Here is a 20,094-nt window from a genome sequence, read left to right as displayed (position 1 = left end):
CGACCCGGCCTGCCGGTTTCCCGTGGTCAGAGTTGCAGCTTGAATCCGACGTGCGAGGCGGTGAACCCGAGCCGCTCGTAGAACCTGTGGGCGTCGGTGCGGCTCACGTCCGAGGTGAGCTGGACGAGTTGGCAGTTCTCCCGGCGGGACTGGTCGATGGCCCACTCGATGAACCGGGTGCCGAGGCCGCCGCCGCGTTCGTCGGCGTGGACGCGGACGCCTTCGATGATGGAGCGGGTGGCCCCCTTGCGGGACAGGCCGGAGACGATGGTGAGCTGGAGGGTGCCCACGACCCGGCCCGCACGGACCGCCACGACCAGGTGCTGGTTCGGGTCGTCGGTCAGGCGCTTGAGGGCCGCGATGTACGGGGTGAGGTCGTCCGGGGACTCGCGGGCGGCTCCCAGCGGGTCGTCGGCGAGCATGGCGACGATGGCGGGCAGATCGTCCTCGGTCGCGGGGCGGATGGACAGCTCGGAGGTGTCGGTCACGGCGGGGTTCCTCATCTCAGCCGGCGGCCACGGTCAGCGGTGCCCAGCGGCGGGTCCAGTCGCCCGGCAGGCCGGGGATGCCGCGGGTCATCACGGCGTTGAAGGCCACGGAGTCGAGGCCGCGGTCCTTGAGCCAGCCGAGGAGCTCCTCGTGGCGCACATCCACATCCGTACGCAGGGGCCGCTCGGTGGTTGCGGCGAGGGCGGTCACGAGCGCCTGGGCTCCGGCGGTGTCGCCGGCGATCAGCGGGCCGATGACATGGGTCTGCATATTGGGCCAGAGGGCGGCGTAGCCGATCAGGTCGCCGGTGGCGTCCTCGGCGACGAGCAGCTGGTCCGCGAAGGCCGGCAGCCGCGTGATCATGTGAGTCCGGTCGGCGCCGAAGACCTCGGCGTCGAGGCGGAGGATCCGCGGGAGGTCTCGTGCGGTGGCCGGCCGAATCACGCCGACGGCCGCCTCGGGGGCGTCGGGGGAGTCGGGGCCGGGGCGGAAGGTGCCTACGAGCATCTCGGCCCGGCCGGTGGCGTCGAACCCGAGTTCCTCGTAGAGGGGGCGGCCGTAAGGGGTGGCGTGCAGGGTCAGGGGGATGCCCTTGAGGACCTCGTCGCAGATGTACGTCATCAGGCGGCGGCCCAGGCCCTGTCGGGCGTAGCGCTCGGCGACGAGCACCATTCCGATGGAGGCGAGGTCAGGTTCCGCGTGGCTGTGCCCGTACCGGGTGACGACGCAGACGGCGGCAAGGCCCTGTCCGTCGTGGGCGTCGATGCCGTAGCCGTCTCCGGCGGCGAGGAGGAGCCCCCACTTGTGGTCCTCACGCGGCCAGCCGCGGTCTTGGGACAGGTCGGCGCAGTGGAGGAGATCGTCCACGGTCAGTGCGCGGATCGGCAGGTCGGTGAGTTGTGGTGGTGTCACCGGCTCAGATTGGATCATCGGCCGAAGGCCGTCCAGAGGATTTGGGGCCGATGTTTCACGTGAAACATCGCTGTTTCACGTGAAACATCCGCACGGCTCCGACCGGCTAGCCTCAGCTGTTATGACTCTCCTGCACCTCTTCGACCTCGACGGGACGCTGATGTACGGCTCAGCGGCGCCGGTCGAGATATCCCGGCAGATCGGCGTGAGCGCCGAGATCGGCGAGCTGGAGCGCGCGTTCGCCAAGCAGGAGATCAGCCCGCAGGAGTTCTCCGTCGCGGCGCATGCCCTGTGGGTGGAGCTGACTCCGGCGCATGTCCGGGCGGCGTTCGACGGGTCCCCCTGGCTTGCGGGGATCCGGGAGGTGTGGCGGGAGATCTATGAGCGCGGCGACTACTGCGCGGTGATCTCGCTGTCGCCGTCGTTCTTCGTGGAGCTGCTCCTGGAATGGGGCGCGCATGCCGCGCACGGCTCGGTCTACCCGTCGGTGCCGTTCACCGGGCCCATGGATGTGGCCGGCATCCTGACCCCGGAGGGCAAGGTCGAGGTGGCGGACCGGCTCTGCGCGCGATTCGGGGTGAACCGGGCCGACTGCGTCGCGTACGGGGATTCGCGGACCGATGCGGTGCTCTTCGAGGCGGTGCCGAGATCGGTGGCGGTCAACGCGCGGCCGTACCTGGCGGAGCGGGCGACGTATGTCTACGAGGGCCGCGATCTGCGGGAGGCATACCAGCTATTGGGGTTGGCGCCCCCGGGAGTTGAGGCATCTTAAGGGGAAAGGTGATTCGAAACGGGATTTTCCGCATTCCCCCGCGAGGCCCTCAGGGGGCTGGCACGCTGTGGAACCCGGAACCACGGATCGAGGCCGTGGAGTGTGCAGACCGACCGAGATGCTCGAAGCGAGGCACCGAATGGACGCTCCGCCCACCAGATCGGCCAGAGGGACGGGCCGGATACCCTCCGGGGGCGGTGAAGTCGAGCCCTCCCCGGACGCCTTGCTCATCCGCCGGACCCTCGCGGAAATCGGCCCTGTCGCCGACAAGGTGACCTCGTACTTCTACGCCCTGGTGTTCACCGGGCACCCGGAACTGCGGGGCCTGTTCCCCGCCGCCATGGACGTGCAGCGTGACCGGCTGCTGAAGGCGCTGCTGACGGCCGCCGAGCACATCGACAACCCTGAGGTGCTCGGCCCCTATCTGTCCCGGCTGGGCACCGGCCACCGGAAGTACGGCACCCTGCCGGGCCACTATCCCGTGGTGGGTGAGGCCCTGGTCGGGGCGCTGGCCCGGTACGCGGAGCTGACCTGGGGGCCCGAGACGGAGGCCGCGTGGGTGCGTGCGTACACCGCGATCTCCCAGATCATGATCGACGCGGCGGCCGAGGACGAGGTGAAGTCCCGGGCGTGGTGGCACGCGGAGGTGGTCTCCCACGATCTGCGCACCCCGGACATCGCCGTGCTGACGGTCCGCCCGGACCAGCCGTACGCGTTCCTCGCGGGCCAGTACACCAGCCTGGAGACCCCGTGGTGGCCGCGGGTGTGGCGGCACTACTCCTTCGCCTCGGCGCCGCGGGCCGACGGACTGCTGTCCTTCCACGTGAAGGCCGTGCCGGCGGGCTGGGTCTCCAACGCGCTGGTGCGGCACGCCCGGCCGGGCGATGTGCTGCGGCTGGGGCCGCCGGCGGGATCGATGGTGGTGGACCACAGCACCGACAACGGGATGCTGTGTCTGGGCGGCGGCACCGGCATCGCCCCCATCAAGGCCTTGATCGAAGACGTGGCCGAGCACGGTGAGCGGCGCCCGGTGGAGGTGTTCTTCGGGGCGCGCAGTGACAACGACCTGTACGACAAGGACACCCTGCTCGGGTTGCAGCGCTCGCATCCGTGGCTGTCGGTGCGCCCGGTGGTCGGCGAGGGGCTGGCCGGGCAGCTACCGCAGGCGATCGGCGAGCACGGGCCGTGGAGCTCGTACGACGCGTTCATTTCGGGGCCGCCGGCGATGATCCGCAGCGGTGTGGACGCCCTCAAGCGGATCGGGATCCCCGAACAGCGGATCCGCTACGACGCGCTGGAGGAGCTGGCGGGCGTCGCCGACTGAGGCCGACGGGCTCCCGTCGGCCTCAGGGAAGAGGGATCAGCCCAGGTCGGGGGCGTGCATGGCGCGTACGCCTTCGATGTTGCCGTCGAGGTAGTGGCGCAGGGACAGCGGGACGAGATGGACGGTGGCGATGCCGACCCGGCTGAAGGGCACGCGGACGATCTCGTACTCGCCCTCGGGCTGGTCGATCTCGGGGCCGTGCCGTTGGCTGGGGTCCATCGACTCTAGGTGGCAGACGAAGAAGTGCTGCACCTTGACGCCGGTCACTCCGGCGTCGGCGATGTGCTCGACGGTATCGACGAAGCAGGGCACCACATCGGTGATCTTCGCTCCGAGCTCTTCGTGGACCTCTCGGTGGAGCGCGTCGACGACGGTGGCGTCCGAGGACTCCACTCCCCCGCCGGGGGTGACCCAGTACGGATCGACGCCGGGCTTGGTGCGCTTGATGAGGATCAGGTCGTCACCGTCGAGCAGGATCGCGCGGGCGGTGCGTTTGACGACGGGACGTTCGGTCATGGGAGAAGAGTGGCCCAGAGTTCCGCTTCTGAAACGCGCACGGGTGCCCCGACCTCCGCGAACACCGGGTCTCGAAGACAGCGGCCCAGTAGCGGGTGACGAGCGGCAGGCTCTCGTGGACCTCGACGAGAGGGATGCCGTCGAGGGCGGCCGGGTCTTTGTCGCGCAGCCGGTCCGAGCCGACCAGGGCGGCCCAGTAGTGCGCGGCCACCAGGACGTGCTCCTCGTCGCACAGGGCGGTGGCGGCGAAGAGCCCGCCGCGGGGCCGGGCGTTGGTGACGACGAGGTCGTGGCGGCCCGCGGCGAGCTCGTCGAGGGTTTCCTCGGCGTCGGCCCGCAGGGCGGTGCGCAGGGTCTGCCCCTGGCCGACGAGAGGGGCCAGCGCGGGCAGCACGCGCAGGCACAGGAACTCGGGCGGCCCGGCGACGTGCAGAGTGCGCAGTGCGCCGGCCGCCTCCCGCTCGGTCTCGGCGATCTGGAGCAGGGCATCGAGGTGCGGGGCGGCCTTGTGGGCGAGCTCGTCGCCGACGGCGGTCGGGATGACCCCGCGGGCCCGGCGGTGGAAGAGCGGGCGGCCCAGCTGGCGTTCGAGGGTACGGATCTGCGAGGTGACGGCGGGCTGCGACAGCCCGAGGAACGCGGCGGCCCGGGTGAACGAGCCGGCCCGGTGCACGGCGACGAAGGTGCGCAGCAGGGCCAGGTCCATAAGGGCCCCTCTCGGTGGGGCCTACAAATATAAATATGCCGATAGGCCCCTGTCGTTACCGTGATTGGACTCTGACACTGAGTCAACTAGCCTTGGGGCGTGGTTCTTCGCTCGCGGAACCCGGGGCGGTCCGAGCCACGAGGGGGGAGGCTCGGATCGCCTGTCCGCGTGCTGTTCAGGCGGCCGGGCCCGCGGAATCGAGGGCTCGGAGCACGTCCTCGACCAGATCCTCGGTGTCCTCGGCGCCGGCCGAGAAGCGGATGAACCCCTCCGGCACGGCGTCGCCGCCCCACCGTCCGCGGCGCTCCGCGGTGGACCGTACGCCGCCGAAGCTCGTGGCGTCCTCGACCAGGCGGAGGGCGGCCATGAAGCGCTCCGCGTGGCCGCGGTCGGGCAGGGTGAAGGAGACGACCGACCCGAAGCCGTGCATCTGCAGGGCAGCCGTCTTGTGGGAGGGATCCGCGGGCAGCCCGGGGTAGCGCAGCCCGGTGACCTCGCCGCGGTCGGCCAGCGCCTCGGCGACGGCCTGCGCGTTGGCCCACTGGCGCTGGGCGCGCAACTGGATGGTGGCCAGCGAGCGGTGGGCCAGCCAGGCCTCCATGGGGCCCGGGATCGCGCCGACGATCTTGCGCCACCGGCGGACGGCTGCGGCGAGCTCGGGGTCGCGGCAGACGACGTAGCCGAGCAGCAGGTCGCCGTGGCCGGTCAGGCCCTTGGTGCCGCTGGCGACGGAGAAGTCCGCGCCGAGTTCGAGGGGCCGCTGGCCGAGCGGGGTGGCGAGGGTGTTGTCCACGGCGACCAGGGTGCCGCCGGCATGGGCCGCCTCGACCAACCGCCGGATGTCGCACACGTCGAGTCCGGGGTTGGACGGGGTCTCGATCCACAGCAGCCGAGCCCCGTCGAGGACTGTGAGCTGCGCGTCCTCGCCGGTCGGGGCGGTGCGCACCCGGATCCCGTACGCCTCCAGCTGTTCCCGCACCAGCGGAAGCGCCTGGTAGCCGTCGTCGGGCAGGACGACGGTGTCGTCGGTGCGCGCCTGGGAGAGGAGGACGGCCGAGATCGCGGCCATCCCCGAGGCGAAGACGATGGTGTGCACGCCGTCCTGGCCGGGGGCCTCCAGCTCTCCGATGGCCCGCTCCAGCAGGGTCCAGGTGGGGTTGGTGTCGCGGCCGTAGGTGTACGGGCCTTCGACGTCGCCGGGCAGGTGGAAGTGCGCGGCGAACACCGGACCGGGCAGGGTCGGCTCGTTCTTCACGGGCTCGGGCAGTCCGGCACGGACGGCGCGGGTACCGTCGCCGAGGCGGCCCGGCCCGCCTGGTCCGGGGGTGCGATCGTTCACGGGGCGTACTCCTTCACGGCTTCAGGGATCCGGTATGCCGGCCTCCACGGCCCGCTCAGTCCCGGTCGGGTCAGTCCCGGTCGGGCAGGACCATGTTCACGGCCCAGGAGACGATGGAGATGATCAGGCCGCCGACGACCGCCGTCCAGAAGTTGTCGACGTGGAAGCTGAGGTCGAGCTTCGTGGCCAGCCAGGAGGTCAGGAGCAGCATCAGGGCGTTCACGACGAGGGTGAACAGGCCGAGGGTGAGGATGAACAGCGGCAGCGAGAGCAGCTTCACCACGGGCTTGACGATGAAGTTGACCAGGCCGAAGACCAGCGCGACCAGGAGCAGCGTGACGGTGCGGCGGCCGAGGCTGCTGCCGTCGTCGAGGGTGATGCCGGCGAGCAGCCAGATGGCGACGGCCAGGGCTGCCGCGTTGGCGAGCGTCTTGACTACGAAATTCGTCATGTGTCTGATCGTGGCAGAGAAGATCCCCGTGGGACATAAGCAGATCTGCGGATGCCGCGGGGACAAGAGAGCACAAGGGGCACAAGCACGATGAAGGCCTTCCGGCTGGATGAGCTCGAGGCGGAGCGGGTCGCCAACGACGGCGCCTATCTGCAGTTCCTGCGGGAACGGAACATGTCGGTCGGGCTGTACGCGCTCGACGCCGGGCAGAGCGATCCGCAGCAGCCGCACGGACAGGACGAGGTGTACTTCGTGGTCAGCGGGCGCGCCTCGATCACGGTCGGGGAGGAGACGACGGTGGTGGCGAACGGGAGCGTGGTCTACGTCCCGGCCGGGGTGCCCCACAAGTTCCACCACATCACCGAGAACCTGAAGGTGATGGTGGTGTTCTCGCCGCCGGAAGGCTGAGACGCCTCAGGCATGAGGGTCGGCCCCCTGATCCCCCTAGGGGGCGGATCAGGGGACTCCGGGGGCTCGCGGGCCCCCGTCCGGGGCGGTGGCCTCCTAGCATCGTCAGCAGGAAGTCACAGACGAGGAAGAGGTTGAGGACATGGACGGGATCCGAGGGATATTCGCGGGCTTGCCCGGGTGGGTGAAGTGGGTCGCCATTCCGCTTCTGGTGCTCTTCGTCTTCGGCGGTGTCATCACCAGCATCCTCAGCACGCTGATCGGGTTCGTCTTCAAGCTGCTGCTTCTCGCCGCCCTCGTCGGCGGCCTGGTCTTCCTCGTGAAGAAGTTCACCGGCGGCGGTACCAAGTCCTCCTCGGGCGACTGGTAGACCGGCCGCCCCGGCCGGGCGGCCCCGGGATTGACCCAGGTGAGGGAACCTGAGGCGGCAAACCGCCCACACCGCGGGAATAGGCCGATAAGGTCGCAATCTGTGTCGCTCCCTGGGCACCGAGAGCCGGTAATCCGCTCTGACCAGCGGTTACGTCAAGCAGCCGCCGAGCACGACCCCCAGGAGCCACGGCATGCGCGGGGGCGGCCCCCGCAGGGCGGGCCCCCAAGGCCCGCCGCCACGCCTGGGGGTGAGCTTTGTCTTCGGTTCACAATGCCGGTGTGCCGACCCTGATCGGCTCGGTGCAGAGGGCGCTGAGGCTGCTCGAAGCAGCGGGTTCCCACAGCGACGGGGCCCCGGCGAAGCAACTGGCGCGCGAGGCCGGGCTCCCGCTTCCCACCGCGTACCACCTGCTGCGCACCCTGACGCACGAGGGCTACCTGCGCAGAGAGAGCGGCGTCTTCGTGCTCGGCGCCGCGGCCGGTCGGCTCGCCGGTGGCGGGCTCCAGCAGAAACGTCGCAGCATGATCGTCGACTCGCTCGCGCACTTCCGCGACGCGGTTGGAGCCCCCGTCTACTTCGCGGTGTACCGCGAGGGTGAAATCGAGCTCGTCGGCGTCTCGGACACCCCGGCCAGCCCCGCCTGCAAGGAGTGGGCCGACTTCCGCGCGACCGGTTACGCCCACGCCATCGGCCAGTGCCTGCTGGCGCAGCTCGACGAGAAGGCACGCAAGGACTACTACGACCGCCATCCGGTCGAGGCCATCACCCCCTACACCGTGCGCGACCTGCACGCACTGGAAGACCGGATCGGCTCCATGGGACGGATGCAGCCGGTGACAGAGCGTCAGGAATATGCATTGGGCACGGTGTGCGCGGCGATCCCGATCACAGCCGGCGATGCCGCCGCAACCATGGCCATTTCACTACCTCTGCACCAGGAAGACCGATTGCTGCATGTAGTTGATCGGCTACGGAGTGAAGTAGGCGCGCTGTTGAGCACCCTCTCGTTCTCTATCAGTATCTGAAAACTCACTCCTTGTGATCTGCTAGCGCTTCCACCACTCTTGTCAAGTGGGTCCTGGGGGACCATTCCTGGCCACTTCCACTACAGCGGGGTAGGCAATGCGCGAGTCGGTACAGGCAGAGGTCATGATGAGCTTCCTCGTCTCCGAGGAGCTCTCGTTCCGGATTCCGGTGGAACTCCGGTACGACGCTCGAGACCCCTACGCAGTGCGCCTGACTTTCCACCTTCCCGGAGATGCGCCCGTAACGTGGGCCTTCGGCCGGGAGCTCCTCCTCGACGGCATCAACAAGCCGTGCGGTGACGGCGATGTGCACATCGCCCCCACCGATCCGGAGGACCTGTCCGATGTCCACATCCGCCTCCAGGTCGGCGGCGACCGGGCCCTGTTCCGCGCCAGCGCGGCACCGCTCGTCGCGTTCCTCGACCGCACCGACCGGCTCGTTCCGCTCGGTCAGGAGCGCAATCTCGGCGACTTCGAGGAGAACCTGGAGGAGGCACTCGGCAAGATCCTCGCCGAGTCGCGGCAGAACGAGCAGAACGCCGGCTGAGGGAAGCCGCGTTCACCGGCCGGCCCCGCCATTCAGCGCTTGCGCCGCCGGCCCCGGCCGCCGCGGACCGGCCCCGAGGCCGGCCCGGCGCCCGGGGATCCCGGCCGGTCGGCGGAAACCACTAGCGCGGCCAGCACCGTTGTCACGGGAACCGAGGCGACCAGGCCGATCGAGCCCACGAGGGTCCGTACGATCTCCTCCGCGACCAGCTCGCTGTTGGCCACCGAACCCATGCTGCTGTTCGCGATCGAGAACAGCAGCAGCAGGGGGAGTGCGGCGCCCGCGTAGGCCAGTACCAGCGTGTTGACCACCGACGCGATGTGGTCGCGGCCGATCCGGATAGCCGCCCGGTACAGGGCGCGCGACCCCATCGACGGGTCGGCCTGGTGGAGTTCCCAGACCGCCGAGGTCTGCGTGACCGTCACGTCGTCGAGGACGCCCAGCGAACCGATGATGACGCCCGCGAGCAGCAGACCGCTCATGTCGATGTTCGGGTAGAGCCCGTGGATCAGCCCGGTGTTGTCGTCGGTGTTGCCGCTGAGGAACGCCCAGTCGATGAACACCGAGCCCAGCAGCCCGATCAGCAGCAGCGAAACGAGCGTGCCGAGGACGGCCACCGAGGTGCGGGCCGTCAGCCCGTGGCACATGTAGAGCGCGATCAGCATGATGGCGCTGGCCCCGACGACGGCGACGAGCAGCGGGTTCGAGCCCTGGAGGATCGCGGGGAGGATGAACAGGGTCAGCACGCCGAAGCTGATGACCAGCGCAATCAGCGCGAACACCCCGCGCATCCGGCCGACCACGACGACCGCCACGGCGAAGATGCCGGCCAGCAGCGCCATCGGGAGCTTGCGGTTCACGTCGATCACGGAGTACTGGAGATCCCGGGGCGCGTCCGGCGCGTAGGCGACCACGACCCCCTGACCCTTCGCCAACTGCCGCGGTGCGCCGGGCTGGACGATCTCGACGAAGGTGCGGCCCTTGTCCGGACCGGTGCCGACCTCGATGGTGGCCTTCTTGCACTCGCCCGTCTGCGCGGCCTGTGCCTCGCGGCCTTCGGGGGTGGACGTGTCGCCGGTGGGCGGTACCTGTGAGGCGTTGACCGATTTGCAGTCGACCCGCGCCAGCGAGGTGACCGTGCCCTGCTGGGTCTGGCGGTCGAACCCCACCCCGGAGCGTTCGTGGTCGGGGGCGCCGCCGGGCCAGAGGACCGCGAGACCGACGACGACGGCGGCGGCGAAGGGGATCAGCACCGCGGCGATGACCTTGCGCAGGTGCTTCGAGACGGGGGCTGCCGGGCCGTGGCTGTGGCTGTGGGAGTGCCCGTGGCCGTGCCCAGAACCCGAGTGCGCGGGGTCCGTGTGGCCGGTGGGCTCTGTGGGGTCAGTGGGGGGCTGCGGCGAGGACGTCACTGGCAGATCATCGCAAGAGATGAGGGGGCCCACTGTTCAGCACGCCATATATGACGCTAGCGTGGGGGCTACTTTGCACAACGCGGGAGCTCGGAGCACCGGGCTGAGAGGGCGCTGATCACCGTACGCACGTCGGATGGCGTGTACGGGAAGAGGCTGCGTCGACCGCCGAACCTGTTACCGGGTAATGCCGGCGTAGGGAGATTAGGTCTCATGACCATTCAGGACGCACGCACGCCTGCCGTCAGCCAGGACGCCGACGGCCAGACCGAGCGCCAGCCGGGCTGGCACAAGGGGTACGTGGCGGGCTCCCGCCCCGACCTCCGGGTGCCGGTCCGCCAGGTCCACCTCACCAACGGCAAGGACGTCACGCTCTACGACACGTCCGGGCCGTACACCGACCCGCAGATCGAGACCGACGTGCGCCGGGGCCTCGCGCCGCTCCGGGAGAACTGGATCATCGGCCGCGGCGACACCGAGGAGTACGCGGGCCGCCCCGTGCGCCCCGAGGACGACGGCATCAAGCACACCTCGCCGCGCGGTGGCCTCAAGAACCTCGACGCGGTCTTCCCGGGCCGCCCCCGCCAGCCCCGCCGAGGCCGTGGCGGCGCCGCCGTCACGCAGCTCGCGTACGCCCGCCGGGGCGAGATCACCCCGGAGATGGAGTACGTCGCGATCCGCGAGAACGTCTCCCCCGAGGTCGTCCGCGAGGAGATCGCCGCCGGTCGCGCGGTGCTTCCCGCGAACGTGAACCACCCGGAGATCGAGCCGATGATCATCGGCAAGCGCTTCCTGGTGAAGGTCAACGCCAACATCGGCAACTCCGCGGTCACCTCCTCCATCGAGGAGGAGGTCGACAAGATGACCTGGGCGACCAAGTGGGGCGCCGACACGGTCATGGACCTCTCGACCGGCCGCAACATCCACACCACGCGTGAGTGGGTCCTGCGCAACTCCCCCGTCCCGATCGGTACCGTGCCGCTGTATCAGGCGCTGGAGAAGGTCGACGGTCGCGCCGAGGACCTGACCTGGGAGATCTACAAGGACACGGTCATCGAGCAGGCCGAGCAGGGCGTCGACTACATGACGGTCCACGCCGGCGTGCTGCTGCCGTACGTGCCGCTGACCGCCCGCCGCAAGACCGGCATCGTCTCGCGCGGCGGCTCGATCATGGCCGCGTGGTGCCTGGCGCACCACAAGGAGAACTTCCTCTACACCAACTTCGAGGAGCTCTGCGAGATCCTCGCGACGTACGACGTCACGTACTCGCTGGGCGACGGCCTGCGCCCCGGCTCCATCGCGGACGCCAACGACGCGGCGCAGTTCGCGGAGCTGAAGACGCTGGGTGAGCTGAACACGATCGCCAAGCGGCACAACGTGCAGACGATGATCGAGGGCCCGGGCCACGTCCCGATGCACAAGATCAAGGAGAACATCGACCTCCAGCAGGAGATCTGCGAGGAGGCGCCGTTCTACACCCTCGGCCCGCTGACCACGGACGTCGCGCCCGCCTACGACCACATCACGTCGGGCATCGGCGCCGCGATGATCGCCTGGTGGGGCACCGCGATGCTCTGCTACGTCACGCCCAAGGAGCACCTGGGCCTGCCGAACCGCGACGACGTGAAGACCGGCGTCATCACGTACAAGATCGCCGCGCACGCGGCGGACCTGGCCAAGGGCCACCCGGGCGCCCAGGAGTGGGACGACGCCCTGTCGGACGCGCGGTTCGAGTTCCGCTGGGAGGACCAGTTCAACCTGGCCCTCGACCCGGACACGGCTCGTGAGTTCCACGACGAGACCCTCCCGGCCGAGCCGGCGAAGACCGCGCACTTCTGCTCCATGTGCGGTCCGAAGTTCTGCTCGATGAAGATCTCCCAGGACATCCGCCGCGAGCACGGCGGTGATCTGAAGGCCGAGGAGATCGAGGCCGGCATGGCCGGGAAGTCCGCCGAGTTCGCCGCCTCTGGCAACCGCGTCTACCTGCCGCTGGCCGACTGAGTTCGCGGTAGCGGACCGCCCCACGGCCCGAGGGGGAGTCGTTGGGCCGGTCCGCTGCCGTGGGTGCTTACCGCCGGGCCGGGGCCTTCTCCAGGACACAGATGTGCCCGGAGTCGGGGTCGCCGATGTACGCCCACAAGACGGGGGCGGCGGCCGTGCCTCGTGCTTCGTACTCGGCCCAGACCCCGCCTTGGCCATAGGTGGTCCGGACTGCCGTCACCATCTTGGTGTCGTGCGACTTGGACTGCTTCCACGTGCCGGTACCCGTCCTGACCCTGGGGAGCCCGAATCCGGAGCTGGTTCCGGCGACGGGGTCGCCGTAGTCACCGCACACGTTCGACGCGCTGAACGTTCCGTCGTCGGCCAGCACGAGGCGGCCGCCCTCCTTGTCCTGCCAGGTGCCCGTCACCTCGCTCCCGGCCAGCACGAGCGGATCACCGTCCGGTATGGGGGTAGCGTCAGGACGCGGCCGACGAGCAGCATCGCAACAAGGGCCAGAGGGACCAGGATGACACCCGCCAGCGCCACTGCCAGCCCCACGACGATGCCGATGACGAGCCATCGGCGATTTCGCCGCGGGGGCACGGGAGGCCACGGCGCGTACGGGAATCCCCCCGGTATGTCGGCACTTGGCATACGTCGCCCCCAACGGCTCTGATCCGGGCTGCTGCCACCCGGCCGGGGCCATCATGCACCTGGTTCTCCAGCTCACTCGCCTCTTGCGCTGGAGTGTGCTCCAACTCCTAGGGTGCGGGTTCATGACCATGCGATACCGAATTCTGGGTGGGACCGGCATAGAGGTGAGTGCTCACTGCCTCGGCACGATGATGTTCGGGGCGGTGGGGAACCCGGACCACGAGGAGTGTGCGCGGATCATCCACGCTGCGCTCGATCAGGGCATCAACTTCGTCGACACCGCGGACATGTACTCCGCCGGGGAGTCCGAGGTGATCGTCGGGAAGGCGCTCAAGGGGCGGCGCGACGATGTCGTGCTCGCCACCAAGGTGCACTTCCAGATGGGGGAGGGGCGTAACCGCAGCGGGAATTCGCGACGGTGGATCGTACGGGCGGTGGAGGACAGCCTGCGGCGGCTGGACACCGACTGGATCGACCTCTACCAGGTGCACCGGCCGGACCACTCGACGGACGTCGAGGAGACCCTGTCCGTCCTCGGCGATCTGGTGCGGGCCGGGAAGATCCGGGCCTTCGGGTGCTCGACCTTCCCGGCCGAGGAGCTCGTCGAGGCCCACCAGGTCGCCGAGCGGAGGGCGCTGCCGCGGTTCCGCACCGAGCAGCCGCCCTACTCGATCCTCGCGCGCGGGATCGAGGCCGATGTGCTGCCGGTCGCCCGGCGGTACGGGATGGGGGTGCTGACCTGGAGCCCGCTCGCGTCCGGGTTCCTGAGCGGCAAGTACCGGCTCGGCGGGCCCATCGACATGACCTCGGGCCGGGCAGCACTCACGCCGGCGCGCTTCGACCCGGCGATCCCGGGGAACGTCGCGAAGCTGGAGGCGGTCGAGCAGCTGGTGGAGCTTGCCGATTCCATCGGCTGCACCTTGCCTGTGCTGGCCGTCGCCTTCGCCGCGGCACACCCCGCCGTCACCTCGGTGATCATCGGGCCGCGGACCATGGAGCAGATGGAGTCTCTGGTCAAGGGCGCCGGGCTGGTCCTCGACGATGCTGCGCTGGACCGGATCGACGAGATCGTGCCGCCCGGCAGGAACCTCTACCACCCGGACGGGGCCTGGATGCCCCCGGCCCTGACGGACCTCGCGCAGCGGCGGCGCCCGCTGGACGACCGGGCGGCCGGCTAGACCGTAGGAGGGCGGTGGGGCCTCGATGTTTCACGTGAAACATCGAGGCCCCACCGCCCTCAGTGGCGTAGTGGACACGGCCATCTGGCCGTCCGTGATGGGCCGTTCCGCTGACAGCCCGGGCGCGCCGCACCGGCGCGGTGGCGCGGGGTCTACAGGATGGTGGGCGGGCTTCGGGCTTTTGTCCGGATTCCGCAAAGTCATTCGATCCCGTGTTCGCAAGGAGCGGTAGATGAGTGCTGAGGCTAGAGCCCGATCAATCCTGGGGCCGGTCCCACGACGAGCAGGCCGGCTGGCCGGAGGCGCCCTCGCCTCCGCCGCGATGGTGCTGGCGGCCATGGTGGTTCCGGCCGCCGCCGCCACCGGCCCTGCCGGGGGGACGGCGAAGGTGTCGGGCGGCGGGGACCACTGCAAGCCGTCGCACAACAGGCCCGACAAGGATGAGGAGGAGGAGGAGGGCCGGACGGCGGGTGCCGCGGCGCCGGCGGGCGGGCACGACTGCCTGGTGGGCCCGCGCGGGCCGAAGGGTGACCCGGGTGAGCCGGGCCGGCCCGGACCGCCCGGACCCGCCGGTCCGTGCAACGACATCGACAGCTACGCGCCCTCGGCGAGCGAGGACTTCCACGCCGCGCTCACGGGCGGGGTCGCCTACGCGGGGCGGGCCGCCGCCCTCGGCGGCGTGCCGGTCTGGCAGAACATCAGCGACCCGGACGACAACCCGAACTTCCCGGTCGGCCGTGCCTGCGGCATCTCCATCGAGGCGCAGGGTAACGACGCGTACATCAAGGTGCTGACCACCGACGGCCAGGTCTTCCAGACCCACGGTGACATCGCCGGTCAGACCTTCGTCTGGGACGAGGCCTGGGTCCAGCTCCTGCCTAGCCCCAACCCCGCGGTCGGCATGCGTCACTAGGGCATCTCCCTCGCAGGGGGCCTCGCCCCCTGCGGCGCCCCCTACTGCGGTCCGTGCTCCGGGCCGCCGAAGTCCGGGCTGGTGAAGTCCGGGGATGAGTAGCCGGGCCGGGGTCCCTGTGACGGGGACCCCGGACTGGTGAAGTCCGGTGCGGTGTAACCCAGGTCCGGGATCCGGCCGCCCGGGTGGCGGGGGACCGGGTAACCCGGGCCCGCGCTCGGATCGGCCAGCGCGTCCCGCAGGAACGGCATGATCCCGCGCTCCAGCAGGGCGTTGCGCCAGGCCTCCCTGGCGCGCGAGAGCTCGTCGGGTATCGACACCGTCTCCTCCGCGCCCACCTCGGTCGCGCTGTTGCGGACGGCCGTGACCAGCAGCCCGATCACCGCGAAGAGCAGCGCCGCCACGGTGAGCGCGCCGAAGAGCCAACCCGCCGTCAGCATCGTGCCGGCGAAGGCGGGTTCGGGTTCGACCATCTTCAGGCTGTAGCCCACCAGCAGGAAGATCAGCATGGCGGTGCCCGCCAGGACCGGTGCGAGGACGGCGACCACGGCGCTGACGCCCGCACCTCCGCCGACGCCTTGTCCGGCGTCCTCCTCCCCCGTCGTCCGGGGGCTCGACAGGGCCTCGTCGCGCAGGTCCTCGCGGACCTTCACGTAGTGGTCGTACTCGGCCGCGGCCGCGGCGGTCAGCAGCGCACGGGCCCCCATGGCCATGGTGCGCAGCTGTTCGGCGTTCAGGCGTTCGCCGAGGGTGGCGAGCTCGGGCCGTTCGTGCGCGGTGCGCAGCGCCTCGTCGAGGAGCCGATCAAACTCCGGTCGGTCTTCGGACAGCAGGTGCGGAGCGCTGGTCATGTGCATCCCCCGATGCTCCGTAGAAGCCGGTATGCCCGCGTAGAACGGGTCGCCGGCACAAACGGAGGAGAGCCTGCTACGGATAGAGCGATGGTAGAGCGACCATGCCCTGAGGTGACAGGGGCTTTCTGGAAATACCCCTGCCGGTGACTCTCAGTCGTTCAAGGGGAGTTGCACGACGAGCAGCTTGCCCGCCATGGTCACGCCGCCGTCCATGGCGATGGCCAGCCCCTGCGCGTACACGTGGGGGCCATCCACCGCCTCCGGGCCGCGGGGCTCCTCGCCGTCCTCGCCCACCTCGCCCAGCAGGTACGGGATGGGGCTGTGCCCGTGCACGACGCGGCTGCCGCCGTAGGTGTCGAGGAGTTCCCTGACGGCCTGCGGGCCGGTCTCCTCGTCGCGGAAGGCGAACCGCTTGGTGAACTTGCGGAACAGGTCCCAGGTGATGTCGGCGTCGTTGCGGTTGAGCAGCTCGTGGATGGTGTCGTTGACGTCCTCGACGGAGTCGCCGTAGTCGAGGTAGGCCGTGGTGTCGGAGTGCAGCAGCAGGTGCCCGTCCTCCAGCACGGCCGCGTCGAGCCGCGACATCCACTGCAGGTGTACGTCCTCCAGGCGCTCCATGTCGGTGCGCTGGCCGCCGTTGAGGAGCCAGGCGGCTTGGAAGGTGGCGGTGCCGGCGCCGGAGTTCACGGGGGTGTCGCCGAAGCGCTTGGCGCCGATCAGGAGCAGCTCGTGGTTGCCCATGAGGGCCTTGCAGTAGCCGCCGGCGGCGGCGGCCTCGGCGGACAGCCGCATGACGAGGTCGATGACGCCGATGCCGTCGGGGCCGCGGTCGGTGAAGTCGCCGAGGAACCAGAGCCGGGCGTTGCCGGCCGACCAGCGGCGGTCGGCGTCGATCAGGTTCTGGGCGTGGAGTTCGGCGACGAGCTCGTCCAGGTATCCGTGTACGTCTCCGACGACGTAGAGCGGCCCCGGGCCCGCGGCCGCGGTCTCCTGCGGCACGTACTGGACCTGGACGGTGTCACCCGGTCCGCCCAGTGCGCCACGCCCGATGACGGGCAGGTCGCGTTGCGTGGGGGTGTAGCCCTCGTCGAGGTCGTCCTCCGGGTCCGAGGCGCCTGTGGCCTCGGCGCCGTCGGCGGCACCTGTGGCACCTGTGGCACCTGTGGCACCTGTGGTGGCGTCCACGGCGTTCATGACGGGCTGCTCCGCGGCGTATACGACGGGCTGCACGGCGTGTACGCCGGACTCCGGCGCGTAGGCGGGCCGCGGGGGCACCGAGGCGCCGCCCTCGTCGTAGTACGCCGGGTACTCGCCGTACACGGGCGCCTCGCCGTCCAGGCCGGCGGACACGGTGTACAGGGCGGGTTCGGTGACCGGAACCCGGAAGTCCCGCAGCGTGTCCGTCCGCATCGCGGGTCCCTGACCGGCCCCCTGAGTCATCGACCCCTCCACCACCGTCGCGCTGCCGTACACCTGCGGACCCTCCTGACCTCCGGGGCGGAGGGTCCGTGATGTCGTGCGCCCATCATAGGAATGCGGCTCGCGCTCTGTGACGCACCAGGGGTGGTGAATCCTTTCCGGAGCCTTTCCTTCCTGCCGTTTTCTCCCGATATCGGTGTTGCGGAAATCCTCGGCGGGGCTTTCGGCCCCGCCGGTGTGCCGTTTGCGGCGGTCAGTCCTGTGCCGGGGAACGGGGCGGGCTGACGGTGGTACGGGGCTGCCTGCGCTGGGAGGAGGTACGGATGATCAACTCGGTCGGGACGACCTGTTCGACGGGGCGTCCGGTGTCGACTCCCTCGATGGCGTCGATCAGCAGCTGCACCACGGCGGTGCCGATGCGGCGCGGTTTGAGGGAGAGGGTGGTGATGGGCGGTTCGGTGTTGGCGTACACAGTGGACTCGCTGCAGCACACCAGCAGCAGGTCTTCGGGAACGCGCAGGCCGTAGCGGCGCGCCGCGGCGAGCAGGTCGGTGCCGTTGGGGTCGAAGAGCCCGTAGACGGCATCGGGCCGGTCGGGGCGGGCGAGCAGCCGGTCGGCCGCGACGGCGCCCGCGCAGGGATCGTGGGCGGGGTAGGACTCGTAGACGGGGTCCTGGCCGACGCGCTCGCACCAGTTGAGGTAGGCGGTGGTGGAGAGCCGGGTGTAGGTGTCGGTCGTGGTGCCGGTCAGCAGCCCGATACGGCGGGCCCCGGCGGCGGCGAGGTGGTCGAGCAGGTTGAGTACGGCGGCCTCGTGGTCGTTGTCGACCCAGGCGGTGACGGGGAGGGATCCGGCCGGGCGGCCGTCGGAGACCACGGGCAGGCCTTGGCGGACCAGTTCGGTGACGACGGGATCGTGGTCGGAGGGATCGATGACGACGGTGCCGTCCAGGGCCACGTTGGACCAGACGTCGTGTCGGGAGGTGGCGGGGAGGATGACGAGGGCGTAGCCGCGGGCGAGTGCCGCGGAGGTGGCAGCCCTGGCCATCTCGGCGAAGTACGCGAATTCGGTGAAGGTGAAAGGTTCATCCCCGTACGTGGTCACGGTCAGGCCGATGAGGCCCGACTTGCCGGTACGGAGGGTGCGGGCCGCTGCGGACGGGCGGTAGCCCAGTCTGTCGGCGACCTCGCGAACGTGGCGGCGGGTGGCGTCCGGCAGTCGCCCCTTGCCATTGAGCGCGTCGGAGACGGTTGTGATCGAGACGCCCGCTGCGGCGGCCACGTCCCTGATGCCTGCCCTGCCCTGTCGGCCGGCGGCACGCCGGGTGGTCTCGGTCCGGCTCACCTGATGCTTCCCTGCTGCTGTCATGGCGAGCCGATAGTAGGGCTCGGGGGGGTGGGTGGTCCGGATGCATATGCAGGCGTTGACAGGCACGATTCTGCATGGTTCGCCACCCCCAATGACCTTGGAAACAAAGGGCATTTGAACCCCAGGGTGATCGGGGCGCTTGTCGGCGGGTCCGGGCATGCCAAAACGAGGTGTTCGGCGGTCGTTCTCAACTCACCTGCACGAGGGATGCGCGCCACGGCGCGGGCCACCGGCGCGCGCATATATGCGTGCGCTCCCCCGCATTCCTGGCGCCCTCCATTCTCGGAACGGCGGAATCCTCATAAGGTGAGCAGTATTGAGTCGACGGCGACGTCGGACGGGACGGTCGAGGAGGACCTGCGGTGAGCGAGAAGAGCCCGAAGCTGCGCGCCGAGCTGGACGGCATCCCCACCTACAAGCCGGGCAAGCCCGCGGCTGCGGGCGGGGCCCTGGCCTTCAAGTTGTCCTCGAATGAGAACCCCTACCCGCCGCTGGCGGGGGTGCTGGAGACGGCGATCGCGGCGGCGGGCCGCTTCAACCGCTACCCCGACATGGCCTGCACCGGCCTGGTGAACGAGCTCGCCGAGCGGTTCGGGGTGCCGGTCGAGCACATTGCCACCGGCACCGGCTCGGTGGGTGTGGCCCAGTCGCTGATCCAGTCGACGGCCGGTCCGGGCGACGAGGTCATCTACGCCTGGCGGTCTTTTGAGGCTTACCCGATCATCACGCAGATCTCGGGTGCGACGTCGGTGCAGGTCCCGCTGACCGACGGGGATGTGCACGATCTGGACGCGATGGCCGCCGCGATCACCGAGCGGACCCGGCTGATCTTCGTCTGCAACCCCAACAACCCCACTGGCACCGCGGTGCGCCGCGCCGAGCTGGAGCGGTTCCTGGACCGGGTGCCGTCGGACGTCCTGGTGGTGCTGGACGAGGCCTACCGCGAGTTCGTCCGCGACACTGATGTGCCGGACGGCATCGAGCTCTACCGCAACCGCCCGAACGTCTGCGTGCTGCGCACCTTCTCCAAGGCGTACGGGCTGGCCGGCCTGCGGGTCGGCTTCGCGGTGGCGCACGAGCCGGTGGCCGCGGCGCTGCGCAAGACGGCGGTGCCCTTCGGAGTCAGCCAGCTGGCGCAGGACGCGGCGGTCGCCTCGCTGCGTGCCGAGGACGAGCTGATGGGCCGCGTCGGCTCGCTGGTGTGCGAGCGCGCCCGGGTTCACGCGACGCTCCTCGCCCAGGGCTGGACGGTGGTCCCGGAGACGCAGGCGAACTTCGTCTGGATGCGGCTGGGGGAGCGGACCGCCGAGTTCGCGGCGGCCTGCGAGAAGGCCGGTGTGGTGGTCCGGCCCTTCGCGGGCGAGGGCCTGCGGGTCACGATCGGTGAGACCGAGGCGAACGACCTCTTCCTGCACACGGCGGAGGCCTTCTTCAAGGAGCTCTAGTTCAA

The 20,094-nt window shown here is 70.0% G+C and carries 21 protein-coding genes and 1 riboswitch; of the genes, 10 read left to right on the top strand and 11 right to left on the bottom strand.

Annotated features, from left to right (window positions below; translation table 11 throughout):
- Positions 1–26: 26 nt before the first annotated feature.
- Together J7I97_RS02925 and J7I97_RS02920 are read right to left on the bottom strand one after the other, a co-directional pair.
- On the bottom strand, positions 27–503 hold the full coding sequence (locus tag J7I97_RS02925) for a GNAT family N-acetyltransferase (protein WP_214930767.1): 477 nt from the start codon (positions 501–503) through the stop codon (positions 27–29).
- Position 504: 1 nt separating this feature from the next.
- Complete coding sequence (locus J7I97_RS02920) at positions 505–1,419, bottom strand: GNAT family N-acetyltransferase (protein WP_251049409.1); 915 nt, start codon at positions 1,417–1,419, stop codon at positions 505–507.
- A gap of 103 nt (positions 1,420–1,522) precedes the next feature.
- Between J7I97_RS02920 and J7I97_RS02915 the strand changes: the two genes are divergently transcribed.
- On the top strand, positions 1,523–2,173 hold the full coding sequence (locus J7I97_RS02915) for an HAD family phosphatase (RefSeq protein ID WP_214930766.1): 651 nt from the start codon (positions 1,523–1,525) through the stop codon (positions 2,171–2,173).
- Complete coding sequence (locus J7I97_RS02910; RefSeq protein ID WP_374195432.1) at positions 2,160–3,497, top strand: globin domain-containing protein; 1,338 nt, start codon at positions 2,160–2,162, stop codon at positions 3,495–3,497. The genes J7I97_RS02915 and J7I97_RS02910 overlap by 14 nt, the downstream gene beginning before the upstream one ends.
- A gap of 36 nt (positions 3,498–3,533) precedes the next feature.
- Here J7I97_RS02910 and J7I97_RS02905 read toward each other — a convergent pair whose 3' ends face one another.
- The 4 genes from J7I97_RS02905 to J7I97_RS02890 form a co-directional block, all read right to left on the bottom strand.
- The gene (locus tag J7I97_RS02905; RefSeq protein ID WP_214930764.1) at positions 3,534–4,013 is read right to left on the bottom strand and encodes an NUDIX domain-containing protein; all 480 of its coding nucleotides are present in this window, start codon (positions 4,011–4,013) and stop codon (positions 3,534–3,536) included.
- Positions 3,958–4,719 (bottom strand): LysR family transcriptional regulator, encoded by a 762-nt coding sequence (locus J7I97_RS02900; RefSeq protein ID WP_214930762.1) that lies wholly within the window; start codon positions 4,717–4,719, stop codon positions 3,958–3,960. The genes J7I97_RS02905 and J7I97_RS02900 overlap by 56 nt, the downstream gene beginning before the upstream one ends.
- Before the next feature lie 175 nt (positions 4,720–4,894).
- Positions 4,895–6,058 carry a cystathionine gamma-lyase gene (locus J7I97_RS02895; RefSeq protein WP_214930760.1) on the bottom strand — a complete coding sequence of 388 codons (1,164 nt, stop codon included), beginning with the start codon at positions 6,056–6,058 and terminating at the stop codon, positions 4,895–4,897.
- Between the two features lie 70 nt (positions 6,059–6,128).
- Positions 6,129–6,509 (bottom strand): phage holin family protein, encoded by a 381-nt coding sequence (locus J7I97_RS02890; RefSeq protein WP_214930758.1) that lies wholly within the window; start codon positions 6,507–6,509, stop codon positions 6,129–6,131.
- 90 nt (positions 6,510–6,599) lie between these two features.
- Between J7I97_RS02890 and J7I97_RS02885 the strand changes: the two genes are divergently transcribed.
- The 4 genes from J7I97_RS02885 to J7I97_RS02870 all read left to right on the top strand — a co-directional run bounded on the left by J7I97_RS02885 (position 6,600) and on the right by J7I97_RS02870 (position 8,862).
- Positions 6,600–6,917, top strand: a complete 318-nt coding sequence (locus J7I97_RS02885) for a cupin domain-containing protein (protein ID WP_214930756.1) — start codon at positions 6,600–6,602, stop codon at positions 6,915–6,917.
- A gap of 142 nt (positions 6,918–7,059) precedes the next feature.
- The gene (locus tag J7I97_RS02880; protein WP_214930755.1) at positions 7,060–7,287 is read left to right on the top strand and encodes a DUF5326 family protein; all 228 of its coding nucleotides are present in this window, start codon (positions 7,060–7,062) and stop codon (positions 7,285–7,287) included.
- A 281-nt stretch (positions 7,288–7,568) separates the two neighbouring features.
- A complete protein-coding gene (locus J7I97_RS02875) occupies positions 7,569–8,315 on the top strand; it encodes a helix-turn-helix domain-containing protein (protein WP_308363386.1) in 747 nt (248 codons plus the stop codon).
- Positions 8,316–8,412: 97 nt separating this feature from the next.
- A complete protein-coding gene (locus J7I97_RS02870) occupies positions 8,413–8,862 on the top strand; it encodes an SsgA family sporulation/cell division regulator (protein WP_214930751.1) in 450 nt (149 codons plus the stop codon).
- Positions 8,863–8,894: 32 nt separating this feature from the next.
- Here the strand turns inward: J7I97_RS02870 and J7I97_RS02865 are convergent, their stop codons facing one another.
- The gene (locus tag J7I97_RS02865) at positions 8,895–10,307 is read right to left on the bottom strand and encodes a YibE/F family protein (protein ID WP_214930749.1); all 1,413 of its coding nucleotides are present in this window, start codon (positions 10,305–10,307) and stop codon (positions 8,895–8,897) included.
- Between the two features lie 39 nt (positions 10,308–10,346).
- Positions 10,347–10,493: riboswitch (TPP riboswitch) on the top strand.
- Between J7I97_RS02865 and thiC the strand changes: the two genes are divergently transcribed.
- Positions 10,488–12,275, top strand: coding sequence for a phosphomethylpyrimidine synthase ThiC (gene thiC, locus J7I97_RS02860; protein WP_251049408.1), 1,788 nt, complete (start codon positions 10,488–10,490; stop codon positions 12,273–12,275). (Overlaps the previous riboswitch by 6 nt.)
- Positions 12,276–12,342: 67 nt before the next feature.
- On the opposite strand, the gene J7I97_RS02855 is transcribed toward thiC, so the two are convergent.
- Positions 12,343–12,702 carry a hypothetical protein gene (locus J7I97_RS02855; protein ID WP_214930747.1) on the bottom strand — a complete coding sequence of 120 codons (360 nt, stop codon included), beginning with the start codon at positions 12,700–12,702 and terminating at the stop codon, positions 12,343–12,345.
- Between the two features lie 337 nt (positions 12,703–13,039).
- Here J7I97_RS02855 and J7I97_RS02850 point away from each other — a divergent pair, with 337 nt between their 5' ends.
- Positions 13,040–14,089, top strand: a complete 1,050-nt coding sequence (locus J7I97_RS02850) for an aldo/keto reductase (RefSeq protein ID WP_214930818.1) — start codon at positions 13,040–13,042, stop codon at positions 14,087–14,089.
- Positions 14,090–14,321: 232 nt separating this feature from the next.
- Entirely contained in the window at positions 14,322–15,002 is a 681-nt protein-coding gene (locus J7I97_RS02845; protein ID WP_214930745.1) for a hypothetical protein, read from the top strand.
- Between the two features lie 41 nt (positions 15,003–15,043).
- Here the strand turns inward: J7I97_RS02845 and J7I97_RS02840 are convergent, their stop codons facing one another.
- From J7I97_RS02840 to J7I97_RS02830, 3 genes are all read right to left on the bottom strand, one after another.
- A complete protein-coding gene (locus J7I97_RS02840) occupies positions 15,044–15,859 on the bottom strand; it encodes a hypothetical protein (RefSeq protein ID WP_214930743.1) in 816 nt (271 codons plus the stop codon).
- A 147-nt stretch (positions 15,860–16,006) separates the two neighbouring features.
- Positions 16,007–17,311 carry a metallophosphoesterase gene (locus J7I97_RS02835; protein WP_214930817.1) on the bottom strand — a complete coding sequence of 435 codons (1,305 nt, stop codon included), beginning with the start codon at positions 17,309–17,311 and terminating at the stop codon, positions 16,007–16,009.
- Positions 17,312–17,528: 217 nt separating this feature from the next.
- A complete protein-coding gene (locus J7I97_RS02830; protein ID WP_214930741.1) occupies positions 17,529–18,644 on the bottom strand; it encodes a LacI family DNA-binding transcriptional regulator in 1,116 nt (371 codons plus the stop codon).
- Between the two features lie 362 nt (positions 18,645–19,006).
- On the opposite strand from J7I97_RS02830, the gene hisC reads away from it, so the two are divergent.
- Positions 19,007–20,089: a histidinol-phosphate transaminase gene (hisC, locus tag J7I97_RS02825; RefSeq protein WP_214930739.1), complete on the top strand. Its 1,083-nt coding sequence runs from the start codon at positions 19,007–19,009 to the stop codon at positions 20,087–20,089.
- Positions 20,090–20,094: the final 5 nt, after the last annotated feature.

The sequence above is a fragment of the Streptomyces sp. ISL-87 genome (assembly GCF_018614095.1).
Taxonomy (GTDB): Bacteria; Actinomycetota; Actinomycetes; order Streptomycetales; family Streptomycetaceae; genus Streptomyces.
This window is presented reverse-complemented; position numbering and strand designations above follow the sequence as displayed.